Here is a 17,535-nt window from a genome sequence, read left to right on the forward strand (position 1 = left end):
GCCATGGCCCTGCAGGCTTCGATACCCTCCCGCCCTCCCGCCACCCGGTTCACTGTGTTGCATGCTGTGGCATACCCCCATGTTGTCCCGGCGCCGATGTCTTCCTCCAAGTGTGGCAGCAATTCACGCGTGAACCGGGCGGCCGCCTTTTGCAGAAATATCGCGTATTTCTCGCGGTGCGCGCTTTGCAGGAACTTGTTATGGTTCACCACGGCAGTTGAAAATCGAACGATGCCGCAGGCGCCATTGATCTCACGCAAGGCGGCAATCAGTTGTTCTTGCTCGATTGCGTCTTGGCCGCCTTGAGCAGAGACATCGTCGATACGCCGCCCTCCTGGTCCTGCATTGAGATTGGACACGGTTTGCCCACGGGGCGGGCGCCCGCCTGCCTGCGAGCCTCCGGCCGCGCGATCGCTGCGCCAAGGTTCGCCCTCGCCTGCACGCGGTGAACTTTCTTGTCGGCGGAATGCGTCCCGATGCTGCCGATCAGTCTGGTGCACACCAGCTTGCGAACCTCCGGCCGTTCGACCAGGGCGCCAAGTTTCGCCGCGAGCACCTGCTTGCGAACTTCCGGCGGCCTCATTGCCGCGCCAGGGCTCGCCATCGGAACGCGAGAGGCTTTTTTCTGGGGCTGGCGCGTCACCCTCCGGCACCCAGGAAGATGGACGACGACGCCCAACCGCACGCGGCAACGCCCCGGGGATCACAGGGGGGGCAACTGAGGAGCTGGCAGGCCTGTCTCGAACGGCATCATCGGCAAGGGGCAGGCTGCGAACGGAGGACGTCCCTTCATGTTGAGGCTCAGAGCGCATCCGCGCCACGATGGAAGCGAACGATGGGGCGCCTGTTCCAGGAGCAAAACGTGATTCTGGGCGCGTGCTGCTCGATCCCGGCGGGTTGTCGGTTCTCGCATCCCCAATATGCGACGTCCCGACTCGGCCAATGCCCGTCATTATCCACCTCCGATGTCGGCGACAATGCCGCTGCCTGTGTTGTCAAGTCCGACCACCAGCCGGGCGACCTGTGCCGTCACGACCGCCCTGCGGCCTCCGACGCCGGACATGCCCGCTGCTTTCATCGATTGCGAAGGCGTCTGAAGGACACGCCCGTACCATAGACCTCTTGCAAGTCTTGTCGCCCGCCTTGGACGCCCTCGCTCAAGCCGCATAACCAGACCCGCTTGCATCGGCGCACGGCGACGCCAGCGCAGCCTGCGCCGAAGGCACTCCACAATCGGCCCGATGGAGAACACGGCTTGGCGCGCCCGTACTAACTTAAAGACTGAGACGACCACCCAGGCCCCCGAGCAAACCAGCGCGCATCCGATCGTCACTGCTCGCCGGCCTACCCATCGCGCCAGGCCCTCAACACCGAGAGGCAGATCGCGGGGGCAGGATTTGCTGGCTGAATACGCAAGTAAAGGTCCCCGTTCGCGGCATGACAAGATGTCCACCATCGCTGCAAATCAGTCGGTGCCCCTCGGCAGCCCGCGGCGCTCATTCCAAGCCACCACATAGCCTTGGTTGCTGACAAAAACCTGACTTGCTCGCAACGTCCCAAAAGGGAAAACCGGATTGCTTCTCTTCGGCGCTCAAATCACTGTTTAGGAAGTCGGCCGGAATATTGTTGGCGAGTAGCGCCGTCTCGGATTAGTGGCTCGTCTTCAACTACCAGAACCGCTCGATGTCGGAAACGTACGGCGCTGCCCATCCGTAGCAGGCCTATCCGAAAGCCTCGCTCCGGGGCGTGACTCAGGGGTCATGGATAGAATGCATGCCTCAGCCCGGTTCACGACCAGCGTAATTGGTCATGACAGCTTAACCGGCAAATTGATCGGCCCTCGAAAGCCGAAGCCGCGCCACTCCACCACCTGAGGATCCGGCAGCGTCATATTTGGAAAACGCTCGAATAGCATGGGCAGCATGATTGCCCCTACAGTTTGACGCGAGATTTGCGCGCCTGCACAGTGATGCGGCCCCGAGCCGAAGGACTGATGCGAAATCTTTTGGCGGAAGACGTTGAAGCGCTCTCCGTCTTCGAAGAACTCTTCATCGCGATTGGCCGAAGCTTGGATGGTCATCACGGTATCGCCCTTCGAGATAAGAAAACCGCGAATCTCCGTGTCCTCCCGCACGAGGCGGGAACTCGCCTGAATCGGAGCAATCCACCGCACGCCCTCCTCGAAGGCCTGCCCCCAGCATTGCTGCCTCTTGACCTCCTCCAACTGCTCGGGGTTGGTCAGCAATCCGTAGACGATCGTACCGAGAGCGTCGCGGGGCTCGTTAATTCCCCCGCCAATGGCGATCTTGATGTTGGCATACATCTGACTCATGGGTATCGGATCAGGCGCGTTCACCATGATCGCGAATGCCGAGGGGTTCGGTTCCGCCCTGTGCTTTTCGATTAGGTTGTCGAAGAGCCTGTTCATCTCGGCATTGGCTTCGTCAGATCGCTCGAATGGCTCCGGTTGCCATCCAAAATTGCCCGCCCCGTCGATCAGCCGCTGCGACCAGCGTATCATCTCTGCGTCGGATGCTCCGCAAATCCCGAGGATATGAGCGAGAATGCGGGCCGCCACCGGGCCGCAGATCTCTGCAAACAGATCCACTGTGCCGCCGCGCGGAAGGCGATCCAGATACTCGTTCACGATGTTTCGATAGATTGGCGCCCAATGTTCCGCGATAGTCTTGGGGGCGAAAGCCTTCGCCATGGCCATTCTTTCGCGGGCGTGTTCCGCGCCATCCTTTCGCATCAGAGTATGGGCCTGAAAGGCCGGCTTCATCGGTGTGTTGGGATCATCCGAACTGAAGAGCTCGGGCTGGTCCTTCACCATTTTCGTGTCGGACGCCTTAGTGAGAAACGTCCGCTTCACGGAGGCAACGTGCACCACGGGGGTCTGCGCGCGCATCCGGCGATAGATCGGATATGGGTCGAATGTAAGCTCGTCGATCGTGGATACCCGATCTACTGGCACCAGTCGCATGGCGGGACTTCTCCTCTTAGTTCATTTGATATCAGCCGATGTACGCTACATCCACGGCGGTTACCGCGATTGAGCACACCAAGCCGGGGGCCTTCGACCATTAGGGCGATGAAGCCTGATCCTTATCGCCATGGTTCAAACAGGGCTGCGGCTCTCCGGGTATGCCTCTAGTTTCGGGCGGGGAAAGTTCTGTCAGCCGCCCCAACCCATGGCCTCTTCCTCCGATTTGAACGCTCGCGTTAGATCTCGCGTATTTGGACAGCGCCGTCGGCAAACGCGATTTTCAAACCGCCATGCCAGCCGGTGGCCTTATCACCGAAGAACGCTTGCAGATTCGTCACTTTAACCGCTTTCCGGGGATCGACTCCTGCATTCTCTGCGAGGGTGGCCTTGAAGTGTTATTGGCTTTCGCAGACTTCTCTGAACTCAGAAACTCGCTCGCCTGCTCAATCGGCTTCAATTCATCAGCATTTGCTTCAATTCATCAGCCCTTTGGGCAGCACGCTCCTTCACGCGCGCCACGATCGCATCCAAATTCCTTTGTCACTCAGAACCAGGTATTTTTTCGGCCAGTTCAGATTCGCATTCGGCGCCGAGTGCTCTGACGCCAGTGGCAGCCAAACGGATGTCTGCATCAACCTCCTTCAAAGTTTCCCATTTTCTTTCGTACGGAACGGGGCGCTTCGATTCGACAGCTCTTGATCTGTCTGAGGCGCTGTTATCTCGCATGCCGGGTGGAGTATAGGGGGCGGACTGCGCCTCGCATGGACCAATGTGGAAAAGTCCAAGTGTAAGCGTCGGCGACGTGTGCGAGGTGACGGGACGATCGTGGCAGTCACACACTGGCGTGGTGCTGCCCATCCGCGCGCCTTTGAAATTCTGCTCATAGAACTCGACACAATAAAACGGCTGCCCGCTCGTACACTTTTCGCATTTTCCGCAGTAGGCGTACGAAAGGGCTATCCCCAGGTACAAGTCCCGAGACGGCGGATCCTGTCGCTTCGACCACACCCGATCCCTCGTGTCCCAGCACGAGCGGTAACGGGACCCCGTAACCCTGGTCATGCACCACCACGTCAGTATGACAGACACCAGATGCCACGATGCGGACGAGGATCTCGTCAGACCTAGGCTCGGTGATCAGGATTCGCTCAATCTCACGGGGGCCACCCTTATGGCGGGTAATGGCAGCGGTGGCTTGGGTCATACTCTTCTCCCGAATTCCCGGTCAGCGCGTCCGGCTGCCGCAGACAACCTGAGCGATCAACTTGCCCCGGCTCTTGGATGCCGAAGACGGTCAGCACCGCACGCAGAAAGCTGAGCGCAATGACAGCGACGAACGCGCCTGCCACGCCGCCGCGGTCGCCTCCAAGGGTGACGCCGCTAAGGATCGTGGCTGCAAGGGCGTTCATGAATACCCCGAGGCTCGACCATGCCTACCGAGGTCGCCGACACCTGCAGCAGCGCCCCGAGACAGATGAGAACGCAGCAAGAAGATGCGCCGTGAAGACAATCCGGGCATGTGGATACCGGACACCTGTGCTGCGCGGAGGTTATCGCCAGCCGCCCTGAAGTACTTTCCAATGATCAAGTTGCGGAACGCCAGGGCGACGAGGATCAACGCGATGATCCAGATGATGACACCCCAGGACATGCCGATGAAGCGCGCGTGGGTAAGCTCCCGGATCCCGTGCCGGGATCGATCCGGGCGCACGCCCGGCGCTGAAATATTGCATCAGGCCGACCAGGATTGCCACATGCTGAGTGCCGAGATCACCGCTGAGGCCCTGACGTAGGCTATGAGAACGCCGTTGATGAGGCCCACGACGGTGCCGAGGGCCAGTAGCATCAGGACGCGCACGAAGGCGGCATAGCCGTTCAGCTTTCCCGAACTGGCCAGATAAGATGGACATCGCGAACACACCGGCCACCAGACCGAACTCACTGAGTAATCAGCGGTCTGCATTGTTCATACGCCGCCTGCGCCACCGCCACGCCCCGATCCTTCACCAGGCTACCTCACGCTTGAACTCGCGGCTGAACTTCCTTCTGTGCGTTCCACTACCCATTTCGTTGAACAACTTATTTCGGTGTAGCAGGCCAAAGGACGCGCTTTCACCTTCCTCCGGGTCCAAGCAGCTTTCGATATCCCGCTTGCAGGGCAGCTGTGGCGGGGCATGGCGAAAAACCTAACCTTCTGCTTGCAGAGATAGAGCTACGTTATGACTTTCCGGGCTAAGCGTGCAGACAATACGCTGGTCGGGCGCGACGGATCGGAACGAACAGCCACACCCTACAGGTCTGGGCAGGCAAAAAGACGCACGGGAACGCGAGCGGGCTGCGCAAGCGCCGAGCGAACACCGAACACAACACGCGACGGCCTCGCATCATGTAGTGGTCGGACGGAACATGCGTGGCAGGGTTTCGGCCAGGAGTCGCCAGTCCTCGCGCTCGCCCTCGCCTTCACTGCGCTTGCCGAAGACCTGGATGATCATCTTGCCCTCGGAGTCATAGGCTTCGAGCGAGGTGACGTGACCGTCCTTGGTCGGTTTGCGAACGGCCCAGACCTCGCGAATGTGGTGGGTCCCGAGATGCAGGTGGAAGGTCTCGTCGAGCACATTTATGCACGGCCCGATCGGTTTGACCGACTTGATCGGGCCGGAATGGATCTGGACGCATCCACGATTGCCGACTAGGCACATAATCGGCATCTCGTCTTCAGCCACCTGTTGAAACATGGCGCCGATGGCATTCTTATCGAGCGCCCAAGCGTAATCCTCGCCGACCATACGCATCGCCTGACAGCGTCCGAGCTTCAACGTCTTCAACATGTCGAGGAACTGATGCTCATCGTTCAGCCGGCTCCAGCGGTCGCGCAAGTCCTCCCCCCTGGCGGCTTGGTCCGGAACCTCTGGTTCGCCTTCTGCTCGGCTCCCCTTGACCAACATGATTGGCTCCTGGCTCGAGGTTTCGAGTTGCGCCAGCAGCTGCTTATATCGATGGAGGTCTGAGGCGGGCCCGAGATACACTTTGTGCACCGCCTCGCCGGTGGCATCAAAGAATTGCATGCTGCGTCGAATGTCGTCACCATCGCACTCCTCGATGGCAAAGCCGTACGCCCAAGCTCTCGGGAAGATGCGCAGCTCGATGTCGTTACCGAGCACCATGGCATGGTGATTGCCCGTGACGACCTTGTCGTAGACGCCGATCTTTTCATGCACGGCACTTTCATTGCGGGTCTGCGCCATCACCTCGCCGACCGCTTCGAGGCCGATCAGAACAGTGTTTACGCTTGGTGCAATGCGCACCGCGCCGAAGCCACAATGCGCACCGACCAGTTCCGCTTCCGTTATGCCCAATTTGGCGGCGAGATCGTGCGCGCGTATTTTCGGGTTGTCTTGCCGCGCTTGGCGGATTTCGTGCGCCGATCGTCTCTCGCGCTGGTCCATGTCCTGCCTCTGCTTTCACCTGCTTGTTGAGGATCGGCTGTCTGCCCGATGGTCAATCGACAAAGCACGCCGCAATGCTCGATGCCGACCTGGTGCTCGTCAGGAACAGCGTTCTGCAGGGGAGCGTGCACGATCGCCGTCGAAACCGGCCGTGCCGTCTGAGCAGCAAGGAGCGGATTCCATCGGCGCAGAGTGGATCTGACCGACATGACATGTTGCTTTCCTTCCTTCTTTCCATCGATCGCGAGCGCACGCGCGGGATGATCATGGTCTCTGCCGTCCTCGCCGCATCGCCAACTGAGTTTCAAAAGTCATGCCAATCCGGCTGAACCGCGCAGAAATCCTTCTGCACACTCGTCAATGATCTTACCTGCGAGTTCAGCGGCAACCGAGGCCGGACAATCTGTGACGAACTCGACAAACCCGACAGTGCGTGTCGGGTGCACGACGTCTTTCCAGCAACGGCGCACAAGATTGATGGCAGCGTTGGAGAGATGGCGCCGTGCTGAAACGGTTTTTCCTTTTGGCACGGTTCATGCGACGCCATCCACGAAAACGTCACAAGCTGGGGAGAAGTCTCGCCATGATTACGCTCACCGACAATGCTGTTGCCGCCGCCAAGTCCGCTCTTTCCCGCGCCAGCGAGCCGGCGGAGGGCTTTCGCATTATGGTCCAGAGCGGCGGCTGCGCCGGCTTCAAATACTCAATGGGCCTGGAGAGTGTCTCGCGCCAAGGCGATGTGATCACTGAAACAGATGGGGTCAAGCTGTTTGTCGACGCAGACTCCCAACCCTTTGTCGCTGGCACGACCGTGGACTTCGTCGCTGGGCTCGAATCTTCCGGCTTTGTCTTCGACAACCCCAATGCGCGGGAGAGGTGCGGCTGCGGCAAGTCCTTCAGTTAACTGAGATAGTAGCTATGCGGCCTGTCTACCTCGACAACAACGCAACGACACGGGTCGATCCTGAGGTCGTGCAAGCGATGTTGCCGTTCTTCTCGGATGAATTCGGCAACCCTTCTTCGGCGCACGCTTTCGGCGCCTCGGTCGCGGCGGCTATAATGAAGGCGCGGCGGCGGTTGCAAGCGCTGATTGGCGCGCAGTTCGACGATGAGATCACCTTCACCTCGGGTGGAACAGAAAGCGACAACACAGCAATTCTTTCGGCGCTTGAGGTGTTGCCCAACCGAACCGAGATCGTCACGTCGTCGGTCGAGCATCCCGCCGTCCTGTCGTTATGCGCGCATCTTGAGCAGACCCGCCGTGTGAAGGTCCACAGGATCCCGGTGGACCGCTGTGGCCGGCTTGACCTCGATGCCTACAAAGCCGCGCTCACCCCACACGTGGCAATCGTCTCGATAATGTGGGCGAACAATGAGACTGGTATGATCTTCCCCGTGGCCAAGCTTGCGGAGTTGGCCAAGGAAATCGGCGCGCTATTCCATACCGATGCGGTGCAGGCGGTCGGCAAGATTGAGATAGACCTGAAATCGACGGAAATCGACATGCTGTCGCTCTCCGGCCACAAGCTTCATGGTCCCAAAGGGATCGGCGCACTTTGGGTAAAGCGTGGCGTGCACTTCCGCTCGCTGATCAAGGGCGGGCACCAAGAGCACGACCGGCGTGCCGGCACCGAGAACACTCCCGGCATAGTCGGACTCGGTATGGCAGCCGAACTCGCCTTGAAATTCTTGGACGACGCCGCGACGCGGGTAAAATCGCTCCGCGACCGCCTAGAGGACGGGATCCTCCAGCGCATCCCAGACACTTGCGTCACTGGCGATCCGATGGAGCGGTTGCCAAACACAGCGAACATCTCATTTGAAAATACCGAAAGTGATGCAATCCCACATCTGCTCAGCCGCCTGAGCATCGCCTGCTCCTCCGGCTCCGCCTGCACCTCCGGCTCAATGGAACCGAGTCATGTCCTGAGCGCGATGAAGGCGCCACACGCTGCGGTCCGCTTCTCATTCGCGCGCGACAACAACGAAGCAGACGTCGACCGGGTGCTTGAGGTTATGCCGGCGATCGTGGAGAAGCTGCGTGGCTCTCCCAGTTCCGGCCCGCGTGGGCGGAGGCCAGAAGTCGTGCGAGCAGGTCTAACCCTGAGCGGCGGCAGAACAGGACACTATTCATGAGCCGTGACGTCTTCCTCAACGATACGACCTTGCGCGATGGCGAGCAGGCGCCAGGCGTCGCTTTTACGATGGCGGAAAAGCTGGAGCTCGCCCGGTCTCTTGCGGCCGCCGGCGTCCCGGAGATCGAGATCGGCACGCCGATTATGGGCGCCGAGGAGATCGAAACAATTCGCGCCGCGGTCGCGCGGCGTCTCCCGGCTCGGCTCACGGCCTGGTGCCGGATGAAGTCGCAGGACCTCGAGGCAGCGATTGAGAGCGGCGTCGGCGCCGTCAATCTTTCGCTACCCGCCTCGGACATTCAACTTGCGGCCAAGCTCGGCCTCGATGAGGCAGGAGCGCTCCAGGTCATCGAGGATATGGTCCGGCGTGCAGCCGCTGCTGGCTTCTTCGTCGCTGTCGGCTGCGAGGATGCTTCGCGGGCTGATTTGGATCATCTTGGCCGAGTCATTGAAACTGCTGCGCGCGCCGGGGCAAGCCGCGTCAGGCTGGCCGATACGCTGGGAATTCTCGATCCGTTTTCGACTTTCGAACTTGTAGCCCAGCTCATCGCGAAGTCTGAGGTCGACCTCGAATTTCATGCACACAATGATCTTGGTCTTGCTGCCGCCAACACGCTGGCCGCGATCCGCGCAGGCGCGAGCCATGCCTCCGTCACCGTCCTCGGGCTCGGCGAGCGTGCGGGTAATGCCGCGCTGGAAGAGGTGGCAGTCGCGATGGCCGTGATCGACGGCGCGGATACCGGGATCGAACTGACCGCATTGCCCGACCTCGCTGCCAAGGTGGCTTGCGCTGCCCGCCGGCAAACCGCGGCTATGAAGCCGGTCGTCGGGGCCGATGTTTTCACCCACGAATCCGGCACTCACGTCGCGGGATTGCTGAAGGACACGCGCGCCTATCAGGGGCTAGACCCGGCTCTTGTGGGCCGCTGCAATCGTATCGTCATCGGTAAGCATTCCGGCGCCACCGCGATTACCCGAGTGTTGAGCGACAACGGTCGCGATCTCGATCCGGATCTGGCAGCCGCGATGGTAGCCCGCGTCCGCCGCAAGGCGTCCGAGACCAAATCTGCCGTCACTGCAACTCAACTGGTTGAGCTCTACGATAGTCTGCACAGCGAGGCATGTTCAGAGGGATCTGCGGATCCAGTTGTGGGACGAACGCACCACAGTTGCCGACGAAGGGGAATGCAATGAATTGTTCCGCTGACAACCGCTCCATCGATGTTAGCGACATCCTCGCGCGACTGAAAGGCCTGTCGGCCGCGGAGGAGTTCTTCGCAGTCCTTGGGGTCTCTTATGATCCGAAGGTGCTGAATGTCTCCCGGCTTCATATCATGAAACGCGTGGGCCAATACCTTGCGGAAGAAGATCTATCCGATCTGCCTGACCAAGTGATCGCCGCGCGGGTGCGCGCTACACTGCAACGCGCCTACGAGGACTTCGCGAGCTCCTCGCCGCTTACGCACCGGATTTTCAAGGTGCTCAAAGACCACGATCCGAACAAGCCTCCCACGTCGGACCGCACATTCGTCCCGTTCGACTCCGTCCTGAAGCGGTTCGCAGAAGAATGAGCGCGCGAGATGGTTGCAACGCGCCAATGTCGAGAAGCCTACAAATCCTGTCACCACGAAGGCGATCCCGGAAGGAACCAACCGAGTATCCAGGAAAAGGAGCACGAAAAGCGGTTGGTACGAATGTTGCTGCCAAGGATAAACTGCCAGGCTCAGATCCGGACAGAAGCCCCAAGAGACCGCCAATGCACACCGTAGTCTGCATCAAGCAGGTGCCGGACTCGGCACAGATACGCGTCCATCCCGTTACGAACACGATCATGCGCCAGGGCGTACCCACCATCATCAACCCTTACGACCTATTCGCCCTGGAAGAGGCACTCAGACTGCGTGACGATTATGGCGGCGAGGTCACCGTGCTCACCATGGGTCCGCCGATGGCAGAGGACGCGCTGCGCAAGGCGCTCGGTTACGGCGCTGACCGCGCGGTGCTCCTAACCGACCGCTATTTTGCCGGTTCCGACACGCTGGCGACCTCCTTCGCTCTTTCCCAGGCAATCGCGAAGGTTGGCGAGACGTTCGGCGCGCCAGATATCGTCTTCACTGGGAAGCAGACGATCGATGGCGACACAGCCCAGGTGGGGCCGGGCATCGCCAAGCGCCTCGATCTCCTGCAACTCACTTATGTCGCGAAGATTCCCCGCATTGATCTTGCTGCGCGCGACATCCAAGTCGAGCGCCGGTGTGAAGGCGGCACGCAGATGCTGAAGAGCAGGCTCCCTTGTCTCGTCACCATGCTGGAAGGCACCAACGAGATTCGCCGGGGCTCGCTCGAGGATGCCCTGCGCGCCGCGCGCAGCCCGGTTTTGAGATGGAGTGCGGCCGATGCCGGCATTGATGACCTGACCAGATGCGGCCTGCGCGGCTCCCCGACGGTGGTCAAGCGCGTTTTCGCCCCTACTGCTCGGGCGCAAAAAGCGGCACAAATTGACACCGCCGAAAAGCCCTTGCGCGATATAGCAGACGAGCTGATCGCCGCAATCTTGACCCGCCAACCAGCGCTGGAACATGAGCTGGCCTTCAACGGCGGCGCGTGAGGCAAGGAGAGACGATGTCGAGCGCGAACCAAGAAACCCCTCGCCCTACCGCCGGCCGCGCCGGCATAAAGAAGGAACTGCCCGAGCATTTCAAGGATTACCGCCACGTCTGGGTTTTCATCGAGCTCGAACGCGGCCAGGTCCATCCCGTATCGTTCGAACTGCTCGGCGAAGGCCGCAAGCTTGCCGACAAGCTTAATGTGGAGCTTGCGGGAATCGTGCTCGGACCACCGGCCGAGGCCACTCAGTCTGCGGTCGCCGACGCTTTCGCTTATGGCGCCGATCTTGTCTACAACGTCGAGGCGCCGCTGCTCGCCGACTATCGGAACGAGCCTTTCACCAAGGCCATGACGGAGCTCGTAGACACCCACAAACCCGAGATATTGCTTCTCGGGGCGACCACACTTGGCAGGGATCTTGCCGGTTCGGTGGCGACGACATTGCAGACAGGGCTCACGGCCGACTGCACCGAACTCGACGTTGATGCCGACGGTTCGCTCGCCGCGACCCGTCCGACTTTCGGCGGTTCCTTGTTGTGCACCATCTATACGCTCAATTACCGGCCGCAGATGGCGACAGTGCGACCGAGGGTCATGCCGATGCCGCAGCGGTTGAATAAGCCGGTCGGACGCGTCATCCAGCACCAACTGTCGGTAGCCGAAGACGACATCGTCACCAAGATCCTAGGCTTCCTTCCCGATAGTCAGTCGGCAAAGGCAAATCTTGCCTATGCCGACGTTGTTGTTGCGGGAGGCCTCGGTCTAGGCGCGGCGGAGAACCTGCAGCTTGTGAAGGATCTCGCACGGGCAATCGGCGCCGAGCATGGCTGTTCGCGCCCCTTGGTCCAGAAGGGTTGGCTGTCGGCAGATCGGCAGATCGGCCAAACAGGCAAGACCATCCGTCCCAAGCTTTACATAGCGGCTGGAATTTCCGGCGCCATCCAGCACCGGGTTGGCGTCGAAGGGGCGGATCTCATCGTGGCTATCAACACTGACCCGAACGCGCCGATTTTCGATTTCGCCCACGTCGGGATTGTCACCGACGCGATCCGCTTTCTGCCCGCGCTGACAGAGGCCTTCACGCGGCGACTGTCGCCCCACAGTCGCGATAAAATTGCGAACTAGGGAGCTGGACATGACCAGGGAAAAATTCGACGCCATTGTTGTGGGTGCCGGCATGTCCGGAAACGCAGCAGCTCACACCTTGGCAAGCCAAGGCCTGAACGTGCTGCAGTTGGAGCGGGGAGAATATCCGGGCTCCAAGAATGTCCAGGGTGCAATCATGTACGCTAGCATGCTGGAGAAGATCATCCCGGATTTCCGGGATGACGCGCCTCTCGAGCGCCACCTTGTTGAACAGCGGCTGTGGGTGATGGACGACACATCCCACACCGGGATTCACTATCGGTCGGACGATTTTAACGAGGCGAAGCCCAACCGCTATACGATCATCCGCGCCCAATTCGATAAATGGTTTTCGCGTAAAGTGCGGGAGGCCGGTGCGACGGTTCTGTGCGAGACGACCGTGACCGAACTCGTCCGCGATGCCGAAGACAAAGTGGTCGGCGTCCTCACAGACCGGACCGGCGGAGCGATTTTCGCCGACGTTGTCGTCCTCGCAGAAGGCGTGTCCGGACTGCTTGGCACGAGGGCTGGCCTTCGCGAGATGCCGAAGCCGAAATCCGTGGCGCTCGCCGTCAAGGAAATGCATTTCCTGCCCGAAGAGGTCATCGAGCAGCGGTTCGGGCTCAAGGCCGGCGAAGGCTGCGTGATCGAGGCCGTGGGTACGATCTCCCGCAGCATGGCTGGGCTCGGCTTTCTTTACACCAACAAGGAGTCGATCTCACTGGGCATCGGCTGCCTCGTTTCGGATTTCGCTGCGACGATGGAGAGCCCATATGCCCTTCTCGATGCGTTAAAAAACCATCCTTCGATCCGGCCGCTGATCGCCGGCTCGGAGGTGAAAGAATATGCCGCGCATCTCATCCCGGAAGGTGGCTACAAGGCGATTCCGCAGTTGTTTGGCGATGGTTGGGTCGTGGTCGGCGATGCCGCGCAATTGAACAATGCGGTGCACCGCGAGGGTTCGAACCTCGCCATGACCTCAGGCCGTATCGCGGCTGAGGCGATCGTGCACATCAAGAGCCGCAAGCGTCCAATGACCCGACAGAACCTTGTCCTCTACAAGACCATGCTGGACAAGTCCTTCGTGGTCAAAGACCTAAAGAAATATAAGGATATGCCGGCGCTGCTCCACACCAATTCCCGAAATTTCTTCACGACCTACCCGCGGTTGATGTCGCAGGCGGCTCAGAACGTCGTGCGGGTCGACGGCACTCCGAAGATCGACAAGGAAAAGGCGACCACTGCTGCCTTCATCAGGGCGCGTTCGCGCTGGGGGTTGCTGAGTGACGCGGTTCGCTTGGCATTGGCCTGGCGGTAGGAGACACGAGATGACAATCGCACCGGCACGCATTGAGGAGAAACTTTACCAGAACCGCTACCTGGTCGACCCGGGGCGCCCGCATATAAAAGTGCGACCGCACGAGAAGCCAAGCACCAACTTGCTTGCGCTGACCCGCGTCTGCCCGGCCCAATGTTATGAATTGAACGACGAGGGCCAAGTGGAGATCACCGCCGACGGCTGCATGGAGTGCGGCACCTGTCGGCTATTGTGCGAGGCCAGTGGTGAGATCGAGTGGAATTATCCACGCGGCGGCTTCGGTGTTCTCTTCAAGTTTGGATGACCTACGCACCTACGCTTCGTTGCCATGGCCGCAATTTCCGCAATTGCAGCCAGACAATTTGCAATTGAACAGGGGCTCGTCAATACTGAAGACTCACGACTCGGCAGACCAAAAGGCGCTTTGTGAGGAGCACCCATGCAGCCCCTGAGGTGTTTCTATGGCTCAAATAGTGCGGGAACGGGTTAATGAGATTGGGCTTCGCAATAGCCGCTCACCTATCGAAACCCCGCAAGGGATGAACATTTCGCTCAGGGGAATTTATGAGATATCCGAGATCCTGACCGCACCCACGCGGCTGGAGATCACGCTTGCCAACGTCGTCAACATTCTCGGCTCGTTTCTGCAAATGCGTCATGGAGCAGTGATCGTCCTAGACGCGAAAGGAGAGGTGGAGATTGCTGCAACTACCGGCGATAACCTCGCACCTCAATCAGACCATCGGCGCGTCATACCGCAAGCCGTGGTAGACCGAATCCTCGCCACGGGGACGCCGCTCGTCATAGACGACGTCCGCAAGTCCGAATTATTTCCGGGTGACCTTCAAACGGCTTCGAGCGGCGCCACCATGCCGGTCACCTTCATCGGAGTGCCAGTAGAGGCTGACGATGAAATTCTCGGGACATTGTCGATCGACCGTATCGGGGGCGGCGCAGCCGCCGTGCGTTGCGACGAGGACGTACGCTTCCTGATGATGGTCGCCAACCTTGTCGGCCGGACCATCCGTCTCCATCGTATCCTAAGCACAGATCGCCTGCGGCTTATCGAGGAGCAACGGAGACCGGAGAAATCGCTCGACGAGGAGACCCGCCCTGCCCGGCATCGGCATGTCAAAATCGATGGGATCATCGGGGAAAGTCCCGCACTCAAGCAGGTGCTTGAAACCGTCGCAGTCGTAGCAAGGACCAACTCCACCGTGCTTTTGCGCGGTGAAAGCGGCACGGGCAAGGAATTTTTCGCGCAGGCCATCCATAAGCTTTCATCTCGCAGTAAGAAGGCCTTCGTCAAACTGAACTGCGCCGCGCTGCCTGAAAGCGTTTTGGAATCGGAGTTGTTTGGCCATGAAAAGGGCGCCTTCACCGGAGCTGTCTCGCAGCGCGCCGGCCGTTTCGAATTGGCGCATGGCGGAACCCTGTTACTTGATGAAATCGGTGAGATTTCGCCGGCTTTTCAAGCTAAACTGTTGCGCGTCTTGCAGGAAGGCGAGTTGGAGCGCGTCGGCGGCACCAGGACGCTCACGGTCGACGTCCGGCTTATATGCGCCACGAACAAGGACCTTGAGACGGCTGTCGTGAATGGCGAGTTCAGGGCCGACCTTTACTACCGTATCAATGTGGTGCCAATCGTGCTGCCGCCGCTCAGAGAGCGACCAGGCGATATTCCACGCCTTGCGAAGTCCTTCCTCGATCGATTCAATAGGGAGAACGATCGTGAGCTCGCGTTCGCGCCTTCAGGGCTTGACCTGATCTCGCAATGCTACTTCCCCGGCAACGTCCGTGAGCTGGAAAACTGTGTGCGAAGGACGGCCACGCTTGCGCGTTCGAGCACGATCGCCGCTTCGGATTTCGCCTGCCAGAATAGCCAGTGCTTATCTTCGCTACTCTGGAAAGGAGCCCGCCGTCCAACTGGCAGCAATGCCAGCGATGAGTTCGGCCGCAACAGCACGCCGATTGCATCGCCACTGGAGCCCGGGCGCATCTGCGCATCCGAGGGCGAGGTGGTGCCCGTCAATGCCCCCCGTCCAAATGATCCTGCTTGGGGCGAGACAGGCATGCGTGTGACCGATCGCGCCCGGCTGATCGACGCGATGCAGAAGGCCGGCTGGGTTCAGGCCAAAGCTGCTCGCATCCTCGGCCTCACGCCGCGGCAAGTCGGCTATGCCCTGCGTCGGCATAATATCGAGGTGAAGAAGTTCTAAACGCCTTACGATGTCAAAATCTCCTCGCTGTGTGTTGAACCCGCCAGCGCCGTCTCAAAGGCATCATCCAAAGTCGCAAGCCCGACAAAACTTGTGGCGTAGCGAACAGACGTAATCGCACATGAAATCCGACATGTTGAACTAAAAACAGCCTTTTCGAGCTGGCACAACATTTGCGAACTGAACTGCGACGTCCACCCACGAACGGAGCCGTTCAATGTCCATACCGGCGATTTCGCTTGAGAGTTTGGTCAGTACCAAATCCCTCGACCAGTCGTTGGCGACCGCGAAATCCGCCGGCTGCACATCTTCATGCTGCGGCTCGTCCGAAAAACCGACCGAGATGGACCCCACCGTCTGGCAGAAGATCAATGACCATCCATGCTATTCCGAAGAGGCGCACCATTATTTCGCGCGCATGCATGTAGCGGTCGCGCCAGCCTGCAACATCCAGTGCAACTACTGCAATCGCAAATATGACTGCGCCAATGAAAGCCGGCCCGGAGTGGTATCGGAAAAGCTCGCCCCAGACCAGGCGCTACGCAAGGTTATCGCCGTCGCCAATGAAGTGCCCCAACTTTCCGTGCTCGGCATCGCTGGACCGGGCGACGCCTGTTACGACTGGCAGAAGACTAAGGCGACACTAGAACGTGTCGCCAGGGAAATCCGCGACATCAAGCTGTGCATCTCCACCAACGGACTCGCGCTACCGGATCGTGTTGCCGAGCTTGCTGACATGAATGTCGATCACGTGACAATCACCGTCAACATGGTCGACCCCGCAATCGGGGCAAAGATCTATCCCTGGATCTTTTACAACCATCGCCGCCACGCCGGCATCGACGCTGCCAGGATCCTGCACGAGCGGCAGATGCTGGGCCTGGAGATGCTGACCGCGCGTGGCATCCTCACCAAGATCAATTCGGTGATGATCCCGGGCGTCAACGACAACCACCTGATCGAGGTCAATAAATGGGTCAAGGAGCGCGGAGCGTTCCTGCACAATGTCATGCCGCTGATTTCCGACCCGGCGCACGGTACGCATTTCGGCCTGACGGGGCAGCGCGGCCCGACGGCCTTGGAACTGAAGACGCTCCAGGATCGCCTCGAAGGTGGCGCCAAATTGATGCGACATTGCCGCCAGTGCCGGGCCGACGCTGTCGGCCTGCTTGGCGAGGATCGTGGCCAGGAGTTCACGATCGACCAGATTCCGCACGGCATCACCTACGACGCCAGCAAACGCACGTCCTATCGGGAGGTGGTTGCGAGCGAGCGCGGCGATCACGTTGCGGCCAAGAGCCAGGCGGTCGCGACCGTCAAGGCAGCAGGTTCCGGCAAATCGCTCCTAATCGCAGTGGCGACCAAGGGCGGCGGCCGGATCAACGACCATTTCGGCCATTCGAAGGAATTTCAGGTTTATGAGGCCTCTCCGAGGGGGATCAGCTTCATCGGGCATCGCAAGGTCGAGCAGTATTGCCTCGGCGGCCGAGCCGCTGACGGCGCCCTCGACGGCGTCATAGCTGCCCTCAAGGGCGTCGACATAGTGCTGTGTGCCAAAATCGGAGATTGCCCCAAGGATCAGCTCGCTGGAGCTGGAATCCGGGCAATGGACGTTTATGGCTACGACTATATCGAAACCGCCATCGGCTCGCTTTACGTCGCCGAGTTTGGGAGCGAACCAATGGCGGCGACGGCCTGA

General features: G+C 60.0%; 19 protein-coding genes. 13 read left to right on the forward strand and 6 right to left on the reverse strand.

The features are described 5' to 3' along the window. From AC04SF_RS34000 to AC04SF_RS34010, 3 genes are all read right to left on the reverse strand, one after another. A partial coding sequence (locus AC04SF_RS34000; RefSeq protein WP_488481328.1) for a hypothetical protein occupies positions 1 to 260 on the reverse strand: 260 nt, incomplete at its 3' end. Between the two features lie 8 nt (positions 261 to 268). Further along, positions 269 to 583 carry a hypothetical protein gene (locus tag AC04SF_RS34005; RefSeq protein WP_488481329.1) on the reverse strand — a complete coding sequence of 105 codons (315 nt, stop codon included), beginning with the start codon at positions 581 to 583 and terminating at the stop codon, positions 269 to 271. Positions 584 to 1,807: 1,224 nt separating this feature from the next. Beyond that, complete coding sequence (locus tag AC04SF_RS34010) at positions 1,808 to 2,983, reverse strand: cytochrome P450 (RefSeq protein WP_488481330.1); 1,176 nt, start codon at positions 2,981 to 2,983, stop codon at positions 1,808 to 1,810. A gap of 254 nt (positions 2,984 to 3,237) precedes the next feature. On the opposite strand from AC04SF_RS34010, the gene AC04SF_RS34015 reads away from it, so the two are divergent. Continuing rightward, a complete protein-coding gene (locus AC04SF_RS34015) occupies positions 3,238 to 3,588 on the forward strand; it encodes a hypothetical protein (protein ID WP_488481331.1) in 351 nt (116 codons plus the stop codon). 278 nt (positions 3,589 to 3,866) lie between these two features. Here the strand turns inward: AC04SF_RS34015 and AC04SF_RS34020 are convergent, their stop codons facing one another. Together AC04SF_RS34020 and AC04SF_RS34025 are read right to left on the reverse strand one after the other, a co-directional pair. Next, the gene (locus tag AC04SF_RS34020; protein WP_488481332.1) at positions 3,867 to 4,190 is read right to left on the reverse strand and encodes an alcohol dehydrogenase catalytic domain-containing protein; all 324 of its coding nucleotides are present in this window, start codon (positions 4,188 to 4,190) and stop codon (positions 3,867 to 3,869) included. Further along, a complete protein-coding gene (locus AC04SF_RS34025; RefSeq protein ID WP_488481333.1) occupies positions 4,156 to 4,395 on the reverse strand; it encodes a hypothetical protein in 240 nt (79 codons plus the stop codon). Before AC04SF_RS34025 ends, AC04SF_RS34020 begins: the two co-directional genes overlap by 35 nt. Before the next feature lie 213 nt (positions 4,396 to 4,608). Here AC04SF_RS34025 and AC04SF_RS34030 point away from each other — a divergent pair, with 213 nt between their 5' ends. Then, complete coding sequence (locus AC04SF_RS34030) at positions 4,609 to 4,779, forward strand: hypothetical protein (protein ID WP_488481334.1); 171 nt, start codon at positions 4,609 to 4,611, stop codon at positions 4,777 to 4,779. 591 nt (positions 4,780 to 5,370) lie between these two features. On the opposite strand, the gene AC04SF_RS34035 is transcribed toward AC04SF_RS34030, so the two are convergent. Beyond that, the gene (locus tag AC04SF_RS34035) at positions 5,371 to 6,432 is read right to left on the reverse strand and encodes a hemin-degrading factor (protein ID WP_488481335.1); all 1,062 of its coding nucleotides are present in this window, start codon (positions 6,430 to 6,432) and stop codon (positions 5,371 to 5,373) included. A 74-nt stretch (positions 6,433 to 6,506) separates the two neighbouring features. Between AC04SF_RS34035 and AC04SF_RS34040 the strand changes: the two genes are divergently transcribed. The 11 genes from AC04SF_RS34040 (at position 6,507) to nifB (ending at position 17,535) form a co-directional block, all read left to right on the forward strand. Continuing rightward, positions 6,507 to 6,761, forward strand: coding sequence for a hypothetical protein (locus AC04SF_RS34040; RefSeq protein ID WP_488481336.1), 255 nt, complete (start codon positions 6,507 to 6,509; stop codon positions 6,759 to 6,761). A gap of 254 nt (positions 6,762 to 7,015) precedes the next feature. After that, positions 7,016 to 7,336: a HesB/IscA family protein gene (locus tag AC04SF_RS34045; protein ID WP_488481337.1), complete on the forward strand. Its 321-nt coding sequence runs from the start codon at positions 7,016 to 7,018 to the stop codon at positions 7,334 to 7,336. Positions 7,337 to 7,350: 14 nt separating this feature from the next. After that, on the forward strand, positions 7,351 to 8,568 hold the full coding sequence (gene nifS, locus AC04SF_RS34050; protein WP_488481338.1) for a cysteine desulfurase NifS: 1,218 nt from the start codon (positions 7,351 to 7,353) through the stop codon (positions 8,566 to 8,568). Continuing rightward, positions 8,565 to 9,761 carry a homocitrate synthase gene (gene nifV, locus AC04SF_RS34055; protein WP_488481339.1) on the forward strand — a complete coding sequence of 399 codons (1,197 nt, stop codon included), beginning with the start codon at positions 8,565 to 8,567 and terminating at the stop codon, positions 9,759 to 9,761. The genes nifS and nifV overlap by 4 nt, the downstream gene beginning before the upstream one ends. Beyond that, positions 9,758 to 10,138 (forward strand): nitrogenase stabilizing/protective protein NifW, encoded by a 381-nt coding sequence (gene nifW, locus AC04SF_RS34060; protein ID WP_488481340.1) that lies wholly within the window; start codon positions 9,758 to 9,760, stop codon positions 10,136 to 10,138. The genes nifV and nifW overlap by 4 nt, the downstream gene beginning before the upstream one ends. A gap of 185 nt (positions 10,139 to 10,323) precedes the next feature. Beyond that, the gene (locus tag AC04SF_RS34065) at positions 10,324 to 11,175 is read left to right on the forward strand and encodes an electron transfer flavoprotein subunit beta/FixA family protein (protein WP_488481341.1); all 852 of its coding nucleotides are present in this window, start codon (positions 10,324 to 10,326) and stop codon (positions 11,173 to 11,175) included. A gap of 14 nt (positions 11,176 to 11,189) precedes the next feature. After that, complete coding sequence (locus AC04SF_RS34070; protein ID WP_488481342.1) at positions 11,190 to 12,299, forward strand: electron transfer flavoprotein subunit alpha/FixB family protein; 1,110 nt, start codon at positions 11,190 to 11,192, stop codon at positions 12,297 to 12,299. Between the two features lie 10 nt (positions 12,300 to 12,309). Continuing rightward, complete coding sequence (locus AC04SF_RS34075) at positions 12,310 to 13,617, forward strand: FAD-binding protein (RefSeq protein WP_488481343.1); 1,308 nt, start codon at positions 12,310 to 12,312, stop codon at positions 13,615 to 13,617. A 10-nt stretch (positions 13,618 to 13,627) separates the two neighbouring features. Further along, on the forward strand, positions 13,628 to 13,921 hold the full coding sequence (locus AC04SF_RS34080; RefSeq protein WP_488481344.1) for a ferredoxin family protein: 294 nt from the start codon (positions 13,628 to 13,630) through the stop codon (positions 13,919 to 13,921). Between the two features lie 157 nt (positions 13,922 to 14,078). Further along, on the forward strand, positions 14,079 to 15,836 hold the full coding sequence (nifA, locus tag AC04SF_RS34085) for a nif-specific transcriptional activator NifA (protein WP_488481345.1): 1,758 nt from the start codon (positions 14,079 to 14,081) through the stop codon (positions 15,834 to 15,836). 217 nt (positions 15,837 to 16,053) lie between these two features. Then, positions 16,054 to 17,535: a nitrogenase cofactor biosynthesis protein NifB gene (gene nifB, locus AC04SF_RS34090; RefSeq protein ID WP_488481346.1), complete on the forward strand. Its 1,482-nt coding sequence runs from the start codon at positions 16,054 to 16,056 to the stop codon at positions 17,533 to 17,535.

Source organism: Mesorhizobium sp. CNPSo 4671 (genome assembly GCF_057784245.1).

Coding starts and splice junctions, on each gene's coding strand:
- AC04SF_RS34005 (WP_488481329.1), bottom strand. CDS start 583: ATGAGGCCGCCGGAAGTTCGCAAGCAGGTGCTCGCGGCGAAACTTGGC.
- AC04SF_RS34010 (WP_488481330.1), bottom strand. CDS start 2,983: ATGCGACTGGTGCCAGTAGATCGGGTATCCACGATCGACGAGCTTACA.
- AC04SF_RS34020 (WP_488481332.1), bottom strand. CDS start 4,190: ATGACCCAAGCCACCGCTGCCATTACCCGCCATAAGGGTGGCCCCCGT.
- AC04SF_RS34025 (WP_488481333.1), bottom strand. CDS start 4,395: ATGAACGCCCTTGCAGCCACGATCCTTAGCGGCGTCACCCTTGGAGGC.
- AC04SF_RS34030 (WP_488481334.1), top strand. CDS start 4,609: ATGATCCAGATGATGACACCCCAGGACATGCCGATGAAGCGCGCGTGG.
- AC04SF_RS34035 (WP_488481335.1), bottom strand. CDS start 6,432: ATGGACCAGCGCGAGAGACGATCGGCGCACGAAATCCGCCAAGCGCGG.
- AC04SF_RS34040 (WP_488481336.1), top strand. CDS start 6,507: ATGCTCGATGCCGACCTGGTGCTCGTCAGGAACAGCGTTCTGCAGGGG.
- AC04SF_RS34045 (WP_488481337.1), top strand. CDS start 7,016: ATGATTACGCTCACCGACAATGCTGTTGCCGCCGCCAAGTCCGCTCTT.
- nifS (WP_488481338.1), top strand. CDS start 7,351: ATGCGGCCTGTCTACCTCGACAACAACGCAACGACACGGGTCGATCCT.
- nifV (WP_488481339.1), top strand. CDS start 8,565: ATGAGCCGTGACGTCTTCCTCAACGATACGACCTTGCGCGATGGCGAG.
- nifW (WP_488481340.1), top strand. CDS start 9,758: ATGAATTGTTCCGCTGACAACCGCTCCATCGATGTTAGCGACATCCTC.
- AC04SF_RS34065 (WP_488481341.1), top strand. CDS start 10,324: ATGCACACCGTAGTCTGCATCAAGCAGGTGCCGGACTCGGCACAGATA.
- AC04SF_RS34070 (WP_488481342.1), top strand. CDS start 11,190: ATGTCGAGCGCGAACCAAGAAACCCCTCGCCCTACCGCCGGCCGCGCC.
- AC04SF_RS34075 (WP_488481343.1), top strand. CDS start 12,310: ATGACCAGGGAAAAATTCGACGCCATTGTTGTGGGTGCCGGCATGTCC.
- AC04SF_RS34080 (WP_488481344.1), top strand. CDS start 13,628: ATGACAATCGCACCGGCACGCATTGAGGAGAAACTTTACCAGAACCGC.
- nifA (WP_488481345.1), top strand. CDS start 14,079: ATGGCTCAAATAGTGCGGGAACGGGTTAATGAGATTGGGCTTCGCAAT.
- nifB (WP_488481346.1), top strand. CDS start 16,054: ATGTCCATACCGGCGATTTCGCTTGAGAGTTTGGTCAGTACCAAATCC.